At 52.4% G+C, this 17,546-nt stretch carries 20 protein-coding genes; 5 read left to right on the forward strand and 15 right to left on the reverse strand.

The window, feature by feature from the left end:
* Window positions 1–20: 20 nt before the first annotated feature.
* The 3 genes from dcd to gnd all read right to left on the reverse strand — a co-directional run bounded on the left by dcd (window position 21) and on the right by gnd (window position 3,112).
* Window positions 21–587, reverse strand: a complete 567-nt coding sequence (gene dcd, locus ACIKP9_RS01210) for a dCTP deaminase (protein WP_400878210.1) — start codon at window positions 585–587, stop codon at window positions 21–23.
* A 71-nt stretch (window positions 588–658) separates the two neighbouring features.
* Entirely contained in the window at window positions 659–2,137 is a 1,479-nt protein-coding gene (gene zwf, locus ACIKP9_RS01215) for a glucose-6-phosphate dehydrogenase (protein WP_400878212.1), read from the reverse strand.
* A gap of 63 nt (window positions 2,138–2,200) precedes the next feature.
* Complete coding sequence (gene gnd / locus ACIKP9_RS01220) at window positions 2,201–3,112, reverse strand: phosphogluconate dehydrogenase (NAD(+)-dependent, decarboxylating) (RefSeq protein WP_400878214.1); 912 nt, start codon at window positions 3,110–3,112, stop codon at window positions 2,201–2,203.
* A gap of 148 nt (window positions 3,113–3,260) precedes the next feature.
* Between gnd and pgl the strand changes: the two genes are divergently transcribed.
* On the forward strand, window positions 3,261–3,968 hold the full coding sequence (gene pgl, locus ACIKP9_RS01225; RefSeq protein WP_400878217.1) for a 6-phosphogluconolactonase: 708 nt from the start codon (window positions 3,261–3,263) through the stop codon (window positions 3,966–3,968).
* 74 nt (window positions 3,969–4,042) lie between these two features.
* On the opposite strand, the gene apbC is transcribed toward pgl, so the two are convergent.
* Window positions 4,043–5,131, reverse strand: a complete 1,089-nt coding sequence (apbC, locus tag ACIKP9_RS01230; RefSeq protein ID WP_400878220.1) for an iron-sulfur cluster carrier protein ApbC — start codon at window positions 5,129–5,131, stop codon at window positions 4,043–4,045.
* Window positions 5,132–5,247: 116 nt separating this feature from the next.
* Between apbC and metG the strand changes: the two genes are divergently transcribed.
* A complete protein-coding gene (metG, locus tag ACIKP9_RS01235) occupies window positions 5,248–7,317 on the forward strand; it encodes a methionine--tRNA ligase (RefSeq protein ID WP_400878223.1) in 2,070 nt (689 codons plus the stop codon).
* Window positions 7,318–7,379: 62 nt separating this feature from the next.
* Here the strand turns inward: metG and ACIKP9_RS01240 are convergent, their stop codons facing one another.
* Window positions 7,380–7,679 carry a ComEA family DNA-binding protein gene (locus ACIKP9_RS01240; protein WP_400878226.1) on the reverse strand — a complete coding sequence of 100 codons (300 nt, stop codon included), beginning with the start codon at window positions 7,677–7,679 and terminating at the stop codon, window positions 7,380–7,382.
* Here ACIKP9_RS01240 and ACIKP9_RS01245 point away from each other — a divergent pair.
* On the forward strand, window positions 7,678–7,800 hold the full coding sequence (locus ACIKP9_RS01245) for a hypothetical protein (RefSeq protein ID WP_400878229.1): 123 nt from the start codon (window positions 7,678–7,680) through the stop codon (window positions 7,798–7,800). The two genes, ACIKP9_RS01240 and ACIKP9_RS01245, sit on opposite strands and share 2 nt — an antisense overlap.
* A gap of 23 nt (window positions 7,801–7,823) precedes the next feature.
* Here ACIKP9_RS01245 and pyrF read toward each other — a convergent pair whose 3' ends face one another.
* The 10 genes from pyrF to aat form a co-directional block, all read right to left on the reverse strand.
* On the reverse strand, window positions 7,824–8,519 hold the full coding sequence (gene pyrF, locus ACIKP9_RS01250; RefSeq protein ID WP_400878232.1) for an orotidine-5'-phosphate decarboxylase: 696 nt from the start codon (window positions 8,517–8,519) through the stop codon (window positions 7,824–7,826).
* Window positions 8,516–9,679, reverse strand: a complete 1,164-nt coding sequence (gene lapB / locus ACIKP9_RS01255; protein ID WP_400878235.1) for a lipopolysaccharide assembly protein LapB — start codon at window positions 9,677–9,679, stop codon at window positions 8,516–8,518. Before lapB ends, pyrF begins: the two co-directional genes overlap by 4 nt.
* Before the next feature lie 68 nt (window positions 9,680–9,747).
* Complete coding sequence (locus ACIKP9_RS01260) at window positions 9,748–10,005, reverse strand: LapA family protein (protein WP_230346843.1); 258 nt, start codon at window positions 10,003–10,005, stop codon at window positions 9,748–9,750.
* Between the two features lie 122 nt (window positions 10,006–10,127).
* Window positions 10,128–10,415 (reverse strand): integration host factor subunit beta, encoded by a 288-nt coding sequence (locus ACIKP9_RS01265; protein WP_230346844.1) that lies wholly within the window; start codon window positions 10,413–10,415, stop codon window positions 10,128–10,130.
* 12 nt (window positions 10,416–10,427) lie between these two features.
* Window positions 10,428–12,137 carry a 30S ribosomal protein S1 gene (gene rpsA / locus ACIKP9_RS01270; RefSeq protein ID WP_400878239.1) on the reverse strand — a complete coding sequence of 570 codons (1,710 nt, stop codon included), beginning with the start codon at window positions 12,135–12,137 and terminating at the stop codon, window positions 10,428–10,430.
* A gap of 81 nt (window positions 12,138–12,218) precedes the next feature.
* Complete coding sequence (gene cmk / locus ACIKP9_RS01275; RefSeq protein ID WP_400878242.1) at window positions 12,219–12,908, reverse strand: (d)CMP kinase; 690 nt, start codon at window positions 12,906–12,908, stop codon at window positions 12,219–12,221.
* Window positions 12,909–12,911: 3 nt separating this feature from the next.
* Window positions 12,912–14,216, reverse strand: a complete 1,305-nt coding sequence (aroA, locus tag ACIKP9_RS01280; RefSeq protein ID WP_400878245.1) for a 3-phosphoshikimate 1-carboxyvinyltransferase — start codon at window positions 14,214–14,216, stop codon at window positions 12,912–12,914.
* Window positions 14,217–14,218: 2 nt separating this feature from the next.
* On the reverse strand, window positions 14,219–15,100 hold the full coding sequence (locus ACIKP9_RS01285; RefSeq protein ID WP_400878248.1) for a prephenate dehydrogenase: 882 nt from the start codon (window positions 15,098–15,100) through the stop codon (window positions 14,219–14,221).
* A 182-nt stretch (window positions 15,101–15,282) separates the two neighbouring features.
* Window positions 15,283–16,029 (reverse strand): arginyltransferase, encoded by a 747-nt coding sequence (locus ACIKP9_RS01290; protein WP_400878251.1) that lies wholly within the window; start codon window positions 16,027–16,029, stop codon window positions 15,283–15,285.
* The gene (gene aat, locus ACIKP9_RS01295) at window positions 16,026–16,721 is read right to left on the reverse strand and encodes a leucyl/phenylalanyl-tRNA--protein transferase (RefSeq protein ID WP_400878254.1); all 696 of its coding nucleotides are present in this window, start codon (window positions 16,719–16,721) and stop codon (window positions 16,026–16,028) included. The genes ACIKP9_RS01290 and aat overlap by 4 nt, the downstream gene beginning before the upstream one ends.
* A 97-nt stretch (window positions 16,722–16,818) precedes the next feature.
* Here aat and ACIKP9_RS01300 point away from each other — a divergent pair, with 97 nt between their 5' ends.
* Both ACIKP9_RS01300 and ACIKP9_RS01305 read left to right on the forward strand, forming a co-directional pair.
* Window positions 16,819–17,175, forward strand: coding sequence for a hypothetical protein (locus tag ACIKP9_RS01300; protein ID WP_400878257.1), 357 nt, complete (start codon window positions 16,819–16,821; stop codon window positions 17,173–17,175).
* A gap of 87 nt (window positions 17,176–17,262) precedes the next feature.
* Window positions 17,263–17,544, forward strand: coding sequence for a hypothetical protein (locus ACIKP9_RS01305; protein WP_400878259.1), 282 nt, complete (start codon window positions 17,263–17,265; stop codon window positions 17,542–17,544).
* Window positions 17,545–17,546 lie beyond the last annotated feature (2 nt).

Genomic DNA, 17,546 nt, shown 5'->3' on the forward strand with positions numbered 1-17,546 from the left:
ACTGAGTGTGTTGGCTTAAATCAGATCTTGGGTAAGGTGACGCCGACTTGGCCTTGGTACTTACCACCTCTGTCTTTATAAGAGGTTTCACATTCTTCGTCTGATTCCAAGAACAATACTTGAGCACATCCTTCACCTGCATATATCTTGGCGGGCAGCGGGGTGGTGTTGCTGAACTCCAGTGTGACATAGCCTTCCCATTCTGGCTCGAAGGGGGTGACGTTGACGATGATGCCACACCGCGCGTAGGTTGACTTGCCCAAGCACACCGTCAGCACGCTGCGAGGAATACGGAAATATTCGACTGTGCGTGCCAGTGCAAAGGAGTTTGGCGGAATGATGCAAAAATCATTCTTGAATTCGACAAAGGAATTAGGGTCGAAATTCTTAGGGTCGACGATGGTGCTGTTGATGTTGGTGAATACCTTGAACTCATCAGCGCAACGGATATCGTAGCCATAGCTCGAGGTGCCATAGGAGACGATTTTCTCACCGTTCACTTCACGGATCAGCTTAGGTTCGAATGGCTCTATCATGCCGTGTTGCTCTGCCATGCGGCGTATCCACTTGTCGGATTTTATGCTCATTGCAATCTCTTTCGCTGGAAAGACAAAAAGCGGAGTGTCAGCACTCCGCTTTGTTGCGTCATCAGAATGAATTACTTTTGGTCGCCGCCGAGGGCAATGCTGTAGCGCCAGAACTGATCTTCATGCTCGAAAATCACCTTGGATGCTGCAGGGTCGCTGCTGCCAGCAGGATATTGGTGCACAGGCTGGCGATCCTTGGCCCAGGCCTCAATGACTGGGTCAACCAGGCGCCATTGCGCTTCTACTTCACTAATGTGCAGGTAAAGCGAATTGTCGCCCTCCATCAGGTTGAGCAACAAGGCCTCGTAAGCATCAATGGTCTCATCGCCTTCCTGGCGGTTAGCACCATCCAACTCAATGGTGCGTGTTGCGATATCCAGGCCAGGAATCTTGGACTGGATTTCCAGCTTGATGCATTCACGCGGCTGGATGCCGATGATGAGCCAGTTTTGATCCTGGCCTTTGCCCAATTGCAGAGGTGCCTTCTTGAAGCGGATAGAAATGCGCGTATCAGCTTCGTGCAGGCGCTTGGCAGTGCGGATGTAGAAGGGTACGCCTTCCCAGCGAGGATTGTCGATGAATAGCTTGAGTGCCGCATAGGTTTCTACCACGCTGCTGCTATCGCCGAGCTCTTCCAAATAGCCAGGGACTTTTTCGCCCTTCACTTCACCAGCGGAATATTGCGCACGGAACGCGTTCTTTTCCAGTGCATTGACCGGGATAGGGCGAATGGCTTCCAGTACCTTGATCTTCTCGGCGCGGATGTCATCCGGGCTTAAAGAGGCTGGTTGTTCCATGGCTGTCAGGGCCAGGGTTTGCAGCACATGGCTCTGGATCATGTCGCGCAGCGCACCAGTGGCATCGTAGAACTGGGTACGCTCACCGACGCCAAGCTGCTCGGTGTTGGTGATCTGTACGTGGTCGATGTAATCCTTATTCCACAAGGGTTCGAGGATGGCATTGGCAAAGCGTTGCAGCATGATGTTCTGCAATGCGGATTTGCCAAGGTAGTGATCGATACGGTAGATCTGGCTTTCCTTGAGGTGTTTGGTGATTGAGGATTGCAGCTCTTGCGCAGTCTTTAAATCAGTGCCAAACGGCTTTTCAACAACAACACGGCGCCAGTACTTGTCTTCCTGGGTCAGGCCGACGCCAGCCAATTGCTCAACAATGGTGGCGAAGTCGGAAGGACGCACGGAAAGGAAGTAGGCCAGGTTCTGTGGGAACACGGCTTCGTTCGACAAGGTTTCCTTCAGGCGGGTGAAGGAGGTCGCATCATCGGGTGGATTGGCATGGTAATGATGGCGCTCAATAAAGCGCTCGAACACTGCCTGGTCATAGCCATTCTTGAACTTGGCATCCAGCATGCCCTTGATGTCGGCTAGCCATGCCTCGCGGGACACCTGGCTGCGGCCAACGGAAAGGATGGCCATCTTCTCGGGCAAGCGACCTGCTTGGTCAAGACGGAACAGGCCAGGCATGAGCTTGATGCGGGAGAGGTTGCCGCTCGCACCAAACAGAACGAGGGTACAGGGGTCTATGACTTTCATTCAGTGTTCTCTAATCAGGTTGGTCATGGAGGCCATGCAATGCTGCATGGCCTTTAGTTTTTATTACTTGGTCTTGACGGCGTGGCCACCGAAGGCGTTACGCATCAGGGACAGCAGTTTGTAACTATAGCCCTTGGAGTCCTGGCTTCTGAAGCGTGCCTGCAAGGCCACGGTCAGCACAGGTGCTGCTACACCTTGATCTACGGCTTCAACGACGGTCCAGCGACCTTCACCAGAGTCAGCAACATAAGGCGCGATCGATGACAATTCCTGATCGTGTGCCAGGGCTTCTGCGGTCAAATCCAGCAGCCAGCTACGAACGACAGAACCATGGCGCCAGAGCTCGGTGATCTGGGCCAAGTCCAGGTTGAATTCTTCCTTGCCCTTGAGCAGGTCCAGGCCTTCAGCAAATGCCTGCATCATGCCGTATTCGATACCGTTGTGTATCATCTTGGTGAAGTGACCGGAGCCAATCGGGCCTACATGTGCCCAGCCACGGTCTTCATGAGTCAGTGCTTTGGCGATAGGCTCAATGGTGTCAGCCGCTTCCTTGGTGCCACCGTACATCAGGCAGTAGCCATTCTCTAAACCCCAGACCCCACCGGAAGTGCCGCAGTCAATGAAATCAATGCCTTGCTCTGCCAACCATGCACCACGGCGCTGGCTGTGCTTGTAATTCGAGTTGCCGCCATCAATGATGATGTCGCCCTTGTCCAGCAAGGGAACCAAATCCTTGATCTGGTTTTCGGTGATCTCGCCACTAGGCAGCATAATCCAAACGATTTTCTTGGGTTCGCCAGATAGCTTGGATACCGCATCTGCGACGGAGCTGGCTGGAATCATGCCGTTGGTCTGGGATATCTGGTTAACAGCATCCTGATTGAAGTCAAAACCGACGACTTCGATACCATTTTTCAGGAGGCGGCGCGCCATGTTGCCACCCATTTTTCCTAGACCGATGATTGCAAGTTTCATTGAATATTTCCTTGATGAGGATGATGCCATCTGCATGGATCAGTGCTGCCTTTTGGGCCAGACTGATTTTTGATGCGATGGGCCGGGGTTGATAATGTTAAAATTCTCAAGATACAGCCCAGCAATTATAACGTGAAGGTTTTATATCATGCAAAATACAACACAGTCCCTGGTTATCAATGGCCAGGTGAGTCGATGGCAGGTGTATACGGCACAAGAGGCGCTTAACAGTAGCGCAGTCGAGCATATTGAAGCAGCTGCGCGTAATGCGATTGCCGGACATGGCAAGTTCAGTATTGTATTGGCAGGCGGCAGCACCCCTAAGAGTATCTATCAATTGTTGCCTCAGATAGAAACCGATTGGAGCAAATGGCATGTGTTCTACGGCGATGATCGTTGCCTGCCGCCAGAACACGAAGAACGCAATAGCCTGATGGCACATGATGCCTGGCTCAAGCATGTGGCGATCCCTTCATCGCAGACTCATAATATTCCCGCTGAACGTGGGCCTGTTGAAGCCGCTCAAGCCTATAGTCAAACTTTGGGCGACCTGGGTAACTTCGACTTGGTCTTATTGGGATTGGGCGAAGATGGTCATACTGCCAGCTTGTTCCCCGGCCATACTTGGGATGATGCTCAAGCTGCCGTGCCCGTGTTTGGCGCACCCAAGCCACCGCCAGAGCGGGTCTCCATTAGTGCTGCCCGCTTGAGTCAGGCGCACGAGGTGATCTTCTTCGTGACTGGGGCGGGTAAGCAGGAAGCGGTGGATAACTGGCGACGTGGTGAGCCTATTCCAGCCAGCCTGATCAAGCCCAAGAATGGCGTGGATGTTTACATTTTTGGCGTGAACCTATAACGCACTATGCCGTGACTTTTTTGGAAGCGCGGCATGCTCTGAATACAATAAAGGCCCGGTAGGGCCTTTGTCGTTTAAGTCTTCTGGATGACGATGTTGGGGAACTTGCTGCTGTAATCCTGGCTTAAGGCGGCAAGCTTGACTGCGGCGCGGCGAGCGATAGTTTTGTAAGTGTTGGCAATCTGGCCTGTCGGGTCGGCCACTACGGTAGGTTTGCCGCTATCAGTTTCTTCGCGGATACGGATATCCAGCGGTAGGCTGCCTAAGAGCTCGCTGTTATAGTCAGCGCACATTTTTGCCGCACCGCCAGTGCCGAAAATATGTTCTTCATGTCCGCATTGTGAGCAGATGTGCGTGCTCATGTTCTCGACAATACCGAGTATCGGAATACCCACTTTCTCAAACATCTTAAGCCCCTTGCGTGCGTCCAGCAGTGCAATGTCCTGTGGGGTGGTGACGATGATAGCGCCAGTGACTGGTACTTTCTGTGCCAAGGTGAGCTGGATGTCCCCTGTGCCTGGTGGCAGGTCGACGACCAGGTAATCCAGGTCTTTCCAGCGTGTGTCACGCAATAGCTGCTCCAATGCACCGACTACCATGGGGCCACGCCAGACCATGGGAGTATCGACATCGACGAGGAAACCAATGGACATGGCCTGCACACCATAATGCTCAAGTGGCTCCATGCTTTTTCCATCTGTGCTTTCTGGCGTGCCTTTGAGCCCGAGCATTTGTGGTTGCGACGGGCCATAAATATCGGCATCAAGAATGCCGACACGTGCACCTTCGGCGGCCAGAGCCAAGGCCAGGTTGACTGCTGTCGTGGATTTGCCAACGCCGCCCTTACCGGATGCAACCGCGATAATATTTTTGACGTTGGGAATGAGTTGAACGCCACGCTGTACCTTGTGCGAAACGATGCGGCTGGTGACGCCAACCGTGACGGTATCGACTTCTGGTAACGCCTTGACCGACTGTGTGACTAAATCCCGGATGTTCGCCAGCATGCTTTGTGCAGGGTAGTCAAGCACGATATCGACCGAAACATGACTGCCGTTGATAGCAATTTGGCGTGCAGATTTACTGCTCACCAAGTCTTTGCCCGTATTGGGATCAATCACGGTACGAAGGGCATCTTGCACCTGGGATTCGGTAAGTGGCATGAGGATTCCTGCAAATTCGTTGGACGGGACATTCTAGCGCATGCGGATTGCTTATGTGAAACCCTGGCAGTTTGTTAGAATAAGCGATTCTATTTGTTGCCTGTTAGTTGATGACTATGTCTGGAAATATCCCCGCCGATTCTTCGAGTGCACCACGCAAATTACTGGTTACCTCTGCCTTGCCTTATGCCAATGGCAGCATCCATCTTGGCCATATGGTGGAATATGTGCAGAGCGATGTCTGGGTGAGGTTCCAGAAGATGCAAGGCAACACCGTGCATTACGTCTGTGCGGATGATACCCATGGTACGCCCATCATGTTGCGTGCTGAAAAGGAGGGTATTACACCGGAAGAACTCATCAGCCGGGTGCATAGCGAGCACTATGCTGACTTCACCGATTTTCTCGTTGCTTTTGATAATTACTATTCGACCAACTCCGAGGAAAATCGCGAGTTGTCTAGTCGCATTTATCGCGAACTCAAGGCGAATGACAAGATCGCGACACGCACGATAGAGCAGTATTACGATCCAGTGAAGAACATGTTCCTGCCTGATCGCTTTATCAAGGGTGAATGTCCAAAATGTCATGCCAAGGATCAATACGGCGACTCCTGTGAAGTATGCGGCACGACTTATAGCCCGACCGAGTTGATCAACCCGTATTCTGCCGTGTCTGGTGCCACACCGGTACGCAAGGAAACCGAGCATTATTTCTTCAAGTTGAGTGAATGTGAGGAGTTCCTCAAGCAATGGACGCGCTCTGGCACCTTGCAGCTTGAAGCGGCCAACAAGATGGGGGAGTGGTTTGAGTCCGGTCTTTCGGATTGGGACATTTCCCGTGATGCACCATATTTCGGCTTCGAGATTCCTGATGCGCCAGGCAAGTATTTCTATGTCTGGCTGGATGCACCTATCGGCTACATGGCAAGTTTCAAGAACTTGGCAACACGTGCGGGCCTGGATTTTGACGAATACTGGAAGCCAGATAGCCAAGCCGAGCTATATCACTTTATTGGCAAGGATATCCTGTACTTCCATGCCTTGTTCTGGCCTGCCACATTGAAATTCTCCGGCTATCGCCAGCCTACACAAATCTTCGCCCACGGCTTCCTCACGGTGAACGGCGAAAAAATGTCCAAGTCACGAGGTACCTTCATCACGGCACGCAGCTATCTTGATCATGTGAAGAACCCCGAATACTTGCGTTATTACTATGCGGCCAAACTCAACGGTACCATGGAGGATATCGACCTCAACCTGGAAGATTTCGTCGCACGCGTGAATAGCGATCTGGTAGGCAAGTACATCAACATTGCCAGTCGTACTGCTGGCTTCATTGCCAAGCGTTTTGATGGCAAGCTGGGTGCCGTAGGTGAAAATGCAGTGATCGCCGAGTTGCGTGCTGCTGCGGATGGCATTCGTGACAGTTTTGCCAATCGTGATACCGCACGCGCCTTGCGCGACATCATGGCACTAGCGGACAAGGCCAATGCCTATGTGGCGGAGCATGCGCCATGGGATATGGCCAAGCATCCCGAGCAAGCGGAGGCGCTGCATGAAGTCTGCTCTGCTGCCCTGGAAATATTCCGCCTGCTCACTTTGTACCTCAAGCCGGTTTTGCCAGGATTGGCGCAATCTATTGAGACATTCCTCAATATTGCCCCATTGACTTGGGCAGATATTAATCGCCCATTACCAGCTGGTCACCAGATACAGACTTATCAACACTTGATTACCCGTATTGATCCCAAGCACGTCGAGGCTATGGTGGAAGCCAATAAAGAGTCATTGCAATCTCAAGCAGTTGCAGTGCAGGCACAACCGCAAGCTGCTCCAGAGTCCTCATCAGAGGAGGTGTATATCTCGATTGATGATTTTACCAAGGTAGATTTACGTATCGCCCGCATCGCCAATGCGGAGCATGTTGAAGGGGCGGAAAAATTGCTCAAATTGAGTCTGGATATTGGTGAAGATAAGCCGCGCCAAGTATTTGCAGGCATCAAATCTGCCTACGACCCTGAAAGCTTGAAGGGGCGTTTGACTGTAATGGTGGCTAACCTGGCTCCCCGCAAGATGAAGTTTGGCTTGTCAGAAGGTATGGTGCTGGCAGCGAGCGATGAGCGAGGTGGCCCATTCATTCTCTCGCCGGATAGTGGTGCGCAACCAGGGATGCGTGTCAAATAATAGAAATATTGAGTTGATGTAAAAATCCCCGCTAGAGGCGGGGATTTTTTTGTGAGAATTTTTTAGTTGGTTTTCTTTTCTGGCTTGGCGGCAGAGACTTTTGCAGATTTTCCTACTGATAATTCACTGCGTAAATTATCGACACTCTTTTTGCCAAACCCTTTTACATTATCAAGCTCATCCACCGTCTTAAATCCGCCATGGGATTTGCGATAGTCAACAATTGCTTGAGCCTTGGCCGGGCCAATACCCTTGACTGATTCGAGTTCTGTGACAGATGCGGTATTCAGATCAACAGCTGCCATGGCGCTGAATGACAGGCCCAGAGATAGCAGAATTGCAGCCCACAATGATTTCTTCATGATGAATCTCCCCTTGAACATGGTTATTGATTTTATGCCCGCTATTGCTGGCGGACAACTCCATCATAAGCCTGCTACGGATGAGCTTGTGTTAAGGAAAATCATGGAAAATGCTCCATGAAAATCATGAAACAAGCTTGGGAGTTATTGCTGTATAGATTGGTGAATGAGGGTTAAAGCGGCTAGTGGATCGCTTGCTTTGGTAATCGGGCGACCAATGACCAGATAGCTGGAGCCCATGGCGAGCGCTTGTGGTGGGGTGACGACGCGTGATTGGTCATCCAGGCTGGCATCCGCTGGACGAATGCCGGGGGTGACGAGGCAGAATTCACTGCCCAGGTTTTGTCTTAGCAGCGGGGCTTCCTGGGCCGAGCAGACAACGCCATCAAGCCCAGACTGTTGGGCCAATGTGGCCAGATGCAGCACATGTTGTTCAATCGGCGTGTTGACGCCGAGTTGTTGTAACCCGGCTTGGTCCATGCTGGTAAGCACGGTGACGGCGATGAGCAAGGGCGAATGACCGCTGCGGGCAACGCCTTCTCGCGCGGCTTCCATCATCTTGCTACCACCGGACGCATGAACATTCAGCATCCATACGCCCAGTTTACTTGCTGCCTCGCAAGCCTTGGCCACAGTGTTGGGGATGTCGTGAAACTTGAGATCCAGAAAAACAGGGAAGCCCAGGCCAACAAGTTGTTCTACCAGTTGTGGTCCCGCTGCCGTGAACAGCTCCTTGCCGATCTTGAGCTTGCAAAGCTTGGGATCAAGTTGTTTGGCTAAGGCAAGGGCGCTGGAGGCATCAGCATAATCAAGGGCAACGATAATCTTGGGATCGGTCATACAGCAGATTCTTTGGTTTCAGGTGAAAGGGATTCCCAGGCATTACATGCTGGGCACTGCCAGTGGAAATTACGGGCGCGGAAGCCGCATTGGTCACAGTAATGCGCACTACGATTACCAATGGCATAACGTACAGTCTGTTGCATCAGCAAAGCGTCTTGTTGGTTGGCACCTTCCATCAGAGATTGCGCTCGCAGAAGTTGATCCAGAGTTTGCAGGCTCGGTTTGCGGCGCAATTCTTCACGGGCCAGTGCTTCGGCGCTTGCGGCCCCTTCTTCGCTCAAGGTGGTTTCATATACCAGGTTGAGCATCGAGGGTAGTTTGTATGCCTGTAAATAGCCCTTGAGCAGGCTAATGCCTTCATTGAGATTATTCAGCGCCTTGTAGCTATTAAGTAATTTGGGGGCGACCAGGCCAAGGTATTCAGGACGTTGGAATTCAACGCGTTTCCAGAATGAGATGGCTTGCTTGTGGTTGCCAGTGCCCGCTTCGAGGTCACCCAGCATGATGTTGGCGCGCACGCAGCGCTTATCGGCTTCAATCGCCATATCCAAGGCATGGCGGGCACTATGGGTGTCATGCTCAAGGATGGATTTCATGGCAATTTCACAGTGGAATTGTGCCACTTCCTTGCGGAAGGAAATGCCGGACAGGCGCTCCAATTCAATCGCACTCTTGATGGCGTGATTCCATTCGCGTTCGCGGATATAGATTTCCAGTAGAGCGCGTAATGCGGTTTGCTTGTAGCGGCTATCGTGCAATGAGGTGAAGAGTTCCTCTGCCCGGTCAAACAAACCTGCCTTGAGGTAATCTTGCGCCAGTTCGGCCATCACGGCCTGTTTCTGTTGATCAGGCAGTTCCTTGCGCTCCAGCAGGTTGAGATGCAAGTGGATGGCACGATCCACTTCGCCACGGCGGCGGAACAGGCTGCCTAATGCGAAATGTAACTCCATGGAGTCTGCATTGGCTTGCACGGCTTCAATAAAGGCCTCGATCGCCTTGTCGTGCTGATCACTGATGAGAAAATTCAAGCCCTTGAAGTAGGCTGCAGGCAGTGCGGTAGATTCGGTCAGCAGTTGGTTGATGTCTACCCGCGCGGCTAGCCAGCCTAAGGTGAAAAAGAGGGGGAGGGCGAGTAGCCACCAGTATTCAAATTCCATGATTAATTTCCGAGCCTGCCATCAATGTGACAGGCATTTTGCTAAGGATGACGATACGAATATACGTACTACTTGTTCATCTTCAGGTTCTTGATTTCTTTTTCCAGTGCAAGTAGCTTGCGGCGTTGACTGATTAGCGAGCCCAGGCAAGCAATGACACCAGCGATGATGCCAGTAAAAAACGTAACCAGCAGCATGAGGGATAGCGGTGCTCTCCATGAGTAGCCAAGGTAATAAGCCAGTTCAACAGGTTCCGCATTCTTGAAGGCAAACCCCAGCAGCAGGATGAACAGCAAAACGCTAAGTATCGTGTATAAGGTGCGCATCCCCTGATTTTACCCAAGCATCACCAAAACGTGCGGAATTTGATGTAAAAAAATAAAAAAGCGGTAGCACCATTGAGGATGCTACCGCTTTTCCTAGCACAACAAACGAGTTGTTGCTGTGCTTAATTGCTGTCGCCGTCTACACGCTCGCGCAATTCCTTGCCAGCTTTGAAGTGAGGTACATGTTTCTCGGGTACCTGTACTTTTTCACCTGTCTTAGGATTGCGACCAAGACGTGGTGGGCGGTAGTTCAAGCTGAAACTACCAAAACCACGAATCTCGATTCGTTCACCGGAAGCCAAGTTATCCGTCATGGAATCAAGGATGGCCTTGACGGAAAGTTCTGCATCCTTGACAACCAGTTGCGGAAAGCGCGCAGCCAAGTTGGCAATCAACTCCGATTTGGTCATGACGCTATGACCTTACTCGTTGTTTTTGCCGTCAAGCTTAGCCTTCAGCAATGCACCAAGGTTGGTGGTGCCAGCAGAGCCGGCGTCATTGCTGAATTTTTGCAGCGCATCAGCTTCGTCAGCAAGATCCTTCGCCTTGATGGACAGGGCGATGGAGCGGTTCTTGCGGTCGATGTTGGTAATGCGGGCTTCGATTTCTTCGCCTTCCTTGAGCACGGTAGAAATGTCGTCTACCTTGTCACGGGAAACTTCAGAAGCACGCAGGTAGCCTTCTACTTCGCCTTCAAGCGTAATTACTGCGCCCTTGGCTTCGATGGACTTCACGATACCCTTAACGATAGCACCCTTGTCATTCAGTGATGTGTAAGCGCTGAATGGATCGCTATCGAGTTGCTTAACGCCGAGGGAGATACGCTCCTTCTCAACGTCGATGCTCAGTACTACAGCTTCGAGTTCGTCACCCTTCTTGAAGTTGCGGATAGCTTCTTCACCAGATTGGTTCCAGGACAGGTCGGACAAGTGAACCAGGCCGTCGATACCACCAGGCAAGCCGATGAATACGCCGAAATCAGTGATGGACTTGATCTGGCCGCTGACCTTGTCACCCTTCTTGTGGGAAGCAGCAAAGTCATCCCATGGGTTAGCCTGGCATTGCTTCATACCCAGAGACAGACGACGACGATCTTCGTCGATTTCCAGAATCATGACTTCTACTTCGTCACCCAATTGAGCGATCTTGGCAGGATGTACGTTCTTGTTGGTCCAATCCATTTCGGAAACGTGTACCAGACCTTCAATGCCTGGCTCGATTTCAACGAATGCACCGTAGTCGGTCAGGTTAGTGACCTTGCCGAACAGGCGGGTACCCACTGGGTAACGGCGGCCTAAAGCAACCCATGGATCGTCGCCCAACTGCTTGATGCCCAGGGAAACACGGTTCTTCTCTTGATCGAACTTGAGGATCTTGGCTTCAACTTCTTCACCAACAGTCAGCACTTCGGATGGGTGCTTAACGCGGCGCCATGCGAGGTCAGTGATATGCAACAGGCCGTCGATGCCACCCAGATCAACGAACGCACCGTAGTCGGTGATGTTCTTGACGATACCCTTGACTACTGCGCCTTCCTTCAGGGATTCGAGCAGAGCTTCGCGGTCAGCGCCCATGGTTTCTTCCAGCACAGCGCGGCGGGAAACCACAACGTTGTTACGCTTGCGATCCAGCTTGATAACCTTGAAGTCCCATTCCTTGTTTTCGAATGGAGTTGTGTCTTTAACAGGGCGCAGATCAACCAGTGAGCCTGGCAGGAATGCACGAATGCTGTTGACCATGACAGTCAGACCACCCTTGACGCGGCCATTGACCATGCCCTTGATGATGCGGGATTCGTTCATTGCTTCTTCGAGGTCTTGCCATGCAGCCAGGCGCTTGGCCTTTTCGCGGGACAGCTTGGTTGAACCATAACCATCTTCCAGGGATTCGATGCAGACTTTGACGAAGTCGCCTGCATTTACTTCGAGCTCACCGCGGTCATTGCGGAACTCGGAAGCAGGGATCACGCTTTCCGACTTTAGGCCGGCGTTGACGATAACGAAGTCATCATCAACAGAGACAACTTCAGCGGTGATCACTTCACCGGAACGCATTTCCTGGCGAGCCAGGCTTTCCTCGAACAGGGCTGCGAAGCTTTCCATGGAGGAGGTTGTGGTTGAAAGGTTAGTCATTAAAAAAATACCTAATAATCCCGCCGTGCAGCGGGGCTAAATTAAAAAAACCATGAACCGGTGAGATTCACGGCGCTTGTACTACAAAACTTGTTTGCCAGTGTTGGCGCGACTGTAATCCAGAATCGCGTTTACTGCCTGGTCTATGCTAAGGTGGCTGGTTTCCAGCAGCCTTGCATTCTCGCTTTTCTGCAACGGTGCAACAGATCTTTGGCTATCTCTTGCATCACGCGCTTGCAAATCTTGCAAGATGTCCGCGAGATTAGCATGGATTCCTTTTTCCATCAACTGTTTATAGCGCCTCTCAGCCCGAATCTCCGCACTGGCGGTAAGGAATATCTTGGTGCCTGCATCCGGGAAGACGACAGTGGCCATGTCCCGGCCATCGGCAACTAGGCCGGGTGCCTTGCGGAAGCTTTTTTGCAGGTCAAGCAAGGCTGCGCGCAATGCCGGATGCACGGCAACCTCAGAAGCACCGCGGCTGATGTCTTCGGTACGTACGGCTTCGGTGATGATGTCACCGTTCAGGTAGATTTCTCCTGCTGCAAAGCGTATATCCAGATGGGTTGCCATCTCTGCTAACGCCATTTCGTCTTGCCAGTCGATACCTTGCTTGAGAGCGGCAAGTGCGGCAATACGGTAAATCGCACCTGAATCAAGGTAGTGGTAACCCAGGGTTGTGGCGACACGCTGCGCTACGGTTCCCTTGCCAGAAGCAGAGGGGCCATCAATGGCAATTACAGGAATAGGGCAGGGCAATATCTCGGTCATGGGCTATATGGAAGAGTTTGATATGTGAATGAGCGTGCTAAAGCGCTCGAAATAATCCGGGAAGGTCTTGGCGACACACTTGGGGTCGTTAATGGTGACGGGTACGCCGCCTAAGGCGACTAGCGAGAAACACATAGCCATACGGTGATCGTCATAGGTGTCAATGTGCGCATTGGGAAGCAGAGCCGCGGGAGGCGTGATGCGGAGATAGTCGCTGCCTTCCTCGACAATCGCCCCTACCTTGCGCAGTTCTGTCGCCATGGCGGTGAGTCTGTCGGTTTCCTTGACGCGCCAGCTGGCGATATTGCGCAAAGTGCTTGGACCATCGGCAAATAGTGCCAATATCGCCAGTGTCATGGCGGCATCTGGGATGTGGTTACAGTCCAGATCCAGAGCCTTGAGCTTACCAGGCACGGCACTGACTTCAATCCAGTTGTCTCCTGTTGTGACAACTGCTCCCATTAATTCAAGTGCTTCGATAAAGCGTACGTCGCCCTGAATGCTGTCGCGACCAACGCCTTCTACTTTCACTGGGCCTTGGCCGATGGCACCCGCTGCAAGGAAATAGGAGGCAGAAGAGGCATCGCCCTCGACATGTATGCTGCCAGGGCTTTGGTAAATGCTACGTGCCGGGATGGTGAAGGCGCGCCATTCGTCACGCAATACCTTAACGCCAAACCTGCGCATGAGGTTGAGCGTGATCTCGATATAGGGCTTGGAAATCAGCTCGCCCACGACTTCAATGCGCGCTTCCATGCCTGTCAGGGGCAGGGCCATCAATAGCGCGGTGAGAAATTGGCTAGAAACATCGCCGCGCACTTGCAAGGCTTGGCTGGTATTAATTTCTGCCGGGTGGATGTGTAAAGGCGGGAAGCCAGGGTTCTGCAGATATTCTATTGATGCGCCTGCTGCATTGAGTGCATCAACCAAGTCACCAATCGGGCGCTCGTGCATGCGCGCGATGCCGGAGAGTTCGTAATCACCCTGGGATAACGCCAATGCGGCGGTCAGTGGGCGGAAAGCCGTGCCTGCGTTGCCAAGAAACAGTTTGGCTTGTCTCACTGGGAAGCTGCCAGAGCTGCCTTCGACTCGCCATTGATGTGGCGCGATTTGAGTCAATACAATCCCCAGAGTTTGCAAGGCTTCCAGCATGCGTTGCGTATCGTCCGAGGCAAGTAGCTCGTGAATCTCAGTGGTGCCTTGTGCGAGTGCGGCAAGCAGCAGTGTGCGGTTGGAGATGCTTTTGGAGCCAGGCAGTTTTACTGTGCCATGGGCCAGGTTTGCTCCGGGCAGTGTCAATGTTTCCATGCTTAATTTTTCCAGAGGGCGGAGGGCGAATGCTGTGCCCAGGCGTTGCGGGCCTGGCTGGCGCGCTCGAAAGTGGCTTGCAGGCTTGCAGCATCGCCGTGCTCCAGGCTTTGGCGTAATTGATTGAGTGCTGACTGATAACGATCCAGTTCTTGCAGCAAGGCTGTGCGATTGGCCAGGCTGATGTCGCGCCACATTTCCGGTGAGCTACCAGCGATGCGGGTAAAGTCGCGAAAACCGCTGGCGGCAAATTCAAAGAATTGCTCTGCATCAGGTCGTGCAGCTAACTCGTCTACCAAGGCGAAGGCGAGCAAGTGAGGCAGGTGGCTGACAGCAGCAAAAATCGTGTCATGTCCTTCAGGGCTCATTTCACGCACGATGGCACCTGTGCTCAGCCAAAGTTCGCGTACGATTTGAACTGCGCCTGGGTCGGTACGCCCGTCAGGGGTGAGAACGACATTCTTGTTTTTGTATAAGGTAGCCTGCGCAGCGGAAGGGCCGCTTTTCTCTGCACCTGCAATCGGGTGTCCAGGTACGAAGCGCGATGCTGCATTTCCAAGGAGTTTATGTGCTTCGTTGGCGATATCGGCTTTTGTGCTGCCTGCATCAGTAATGATGGTCTTGTCTTCTAGGTGTGGTGCGATACGCTGGAGGATGGGGCCAATTTGCGCTACCGGTGTGGCAATCATGATGACATCGACACCCTTAAGAGCGGTGGCGATGTCAGTCGCAGCCTCATCTATGATGCCCAGTGTTAGTGCTTCTTGCAGACTGTCTCCCGTGCGGCCTATCCCTGTAACGTGCCAACCTGCATTTGCCGCTTTGAGCGCAAGAGCAAGTGAGCCGCCGATAAGGCCAACGCCGAAAACAAGCAGTTTTTTCAAGATGAGAATGTAGCGTGGAGTGAAAAGCGCGATTGTAGCATGTTAGCCAAGAGAGGCTGGATGGGGAAAAGCAACCAAGACGTTTTGTGCGAAGGCAGAGAAACACAAAACGCCGGCTGCAATAAACCACAAGGAGTCATGCTATGAGTGGCGAAAATTGAATTGGTTCACAGCCAACGATATTATTTTTCTGGAGCGGGGTGTTCGGTGTGAATGGGCTGCCATTCGCCGTTGATCAAGCCTTCTTGTGGCAGGAAGTTTTGTTTGTAGGCCATTTTGCGGCTTTCCTTGATCCAGTAGCCTAGATAAAGGTAAGGCAGGTTGAGACCTGCGCACCAGTCAAGTAGCCACAAGACATTGTAAGTGCCATAGCTTGCTTGCTTGTCGGCAGTATCGTAGAAAGTATAGACCGCAGATACACCATCACGCACGATATCTACCACGCTGACCATTTTCAGCACACCATGTTCACGGAACTCTACCATCAGGCTTTCCACATTGCTTTGTACTAGGAAGTTGCGGTATTGCTCTGCCGTCTCAGGATCACCAGAGCCGCCTTCGTGCCGGGCGATCTGGTAAGCAGAATATAGGGCAAAGTGTTCTTCCGAGAAGGTCAACTCCATCAGGGTGACAGATAGGTTCTGGTGCTGTTTCCAGGCTCGGCGCTGGCTACGGCTGGGTTGAAAGTCTGCGACTGGCAACCTGACGGGGATGCAGGCATGGCAAGTTTCGCAATGGGGGCGATAGGCAAATTTTCCGCTGCGGCGGAAACCCAGCTGTATCAGGCCGCTGTAGGCCTGGGCGTCGATTAAATGGTGGGGGGTGGCAATCAGCGATTGTGCGGGTTTGTTGGCAAGGTAACCGCAGGAATACGCCGTGGTGGCGTAAAACTGGATTTTGTGCAGATGCTGTTCGCCGGGCAATGTCATGTCGGGTAGTGTATCAATTCGCGCAGTCGTTGTGAAAATTCTGCACGAGGAATCTCACGGGCGCCTAGTGAGGCTAGGTGCTGTGTTTTCATTTGGCAGTCGATCATGCCGCAGCCCAGCGTTTGCAGATGTTGCACCATGTGCACAAAAGCGAGCTTGGATGCATCGGTGACATGATGAAACATGGATTCACCATAAAACATCCTGCCGATGCGGATGCCATAGAGGCCGCCTACCAGCTTGCCATCCATCCATGTTTCGGCGCTGTGGGCGTAGCCCAGGCGATGCAGTTCGGTGTATCCCTGCATGATGTCATGTGTAATCCAGGTGCCATCCTGGCCCTCGCGCGGCGTGGCAGAGCATGCAGCAATCACATCGCTGAATGCAGAATTGAAGCGGATTTCATAATCTTGTCGCTTGAGGCGCTTGGCAAGCGATCTTGATATTTTTAATTCAGTGGGGAATAGCACCATGCGTGGATCAGGGCTCCACCATAAAATCGGTTCACCCTCGCTGAACCAAGGGAATATGCCTTGCTGGTAGGCGCTGAGCAAGCGCTCTGCGCTTAGGTCTCCACCAATCGCAAGTAAGCCGTTGGGTTCCTGCAACGCGGCCTCCAGTGGTGGAAAAGGCGTATTGTCCTGTAATGCACGTACCAAGCCACCAGGTAGTCGATAATATTGATGGCTCATTGGGTGTGGTGGTGTCCAGCAATGTCAAACATGGCACCAAGCTTAGCATAATGCCGTTGCGCTATGCTGGCTGTGCCAATTGTGCTATTTTCCTTCCATGCGTCTCTATCGCTTTCTTGTCATGTTGCTCTTGGCCGTATTCCTGGCAGATACCGCTATGGCCAGTGCCAGCCTGCATTTGCCCGAGGCTGCTGCCCCTGCGACGATGCAGATGAATGCGCACCAGCATCACGCCAAGCATGCCGATGCGCAGCACGAGAATGGCTATCAGCAACATGGGGATGATTGCAGAAACTGCCATGATTGCCTGTCATGCTTCAGTGTCTTGCCCATTTCTATCCCGATGGTGATGCCTGATGCGCCGCCTCATCCAGTGATGGATGCGTTCAACCTGATTTATTTCCCACCTGCCTTGGCGCAATTGCAGCGCCCACCCATTTCGTTCTCCAGCTAGATTGTTGCGATAGCCGCTGTTTTTGCGGCCCTGTCTTAAGCTGCTTGTCGTCATCAAGCAAGCACCACATCGTCAATGGAGAGTATTATGCGATTCAATATCATCTTCTCAGCTTTATGCTGTCTTTGCCTTGCGCTGCCTGTTGCAGCACTAGGGGCTGACATCAATCCGGGCCAGACTTTGCAATATGAGCCTGTGCTGCAGCAATACCAGAAATTCGACCATGGCCAAAAATCCGGCGATGCCAAGCAAACTGAATTAACAGATCCGCATGCCGGACACGATATGCATCAAGGACATGATGTAGAGCATGAGCACCACCAGCATGCTGAACACCATGATCACCAGCATATGCAACACGGAGAGTAATC

The sequence above is a fragment of the Methylobacillus methanolivorans genome, assembly GCF_044751345.1.
Lineage (GTDB): Bacteria > Pseudomonadota > Gammaproteobacteria > Burkholderiales > Methylophilaceae > Methylobacillus > Methylobacillus methanolivorans.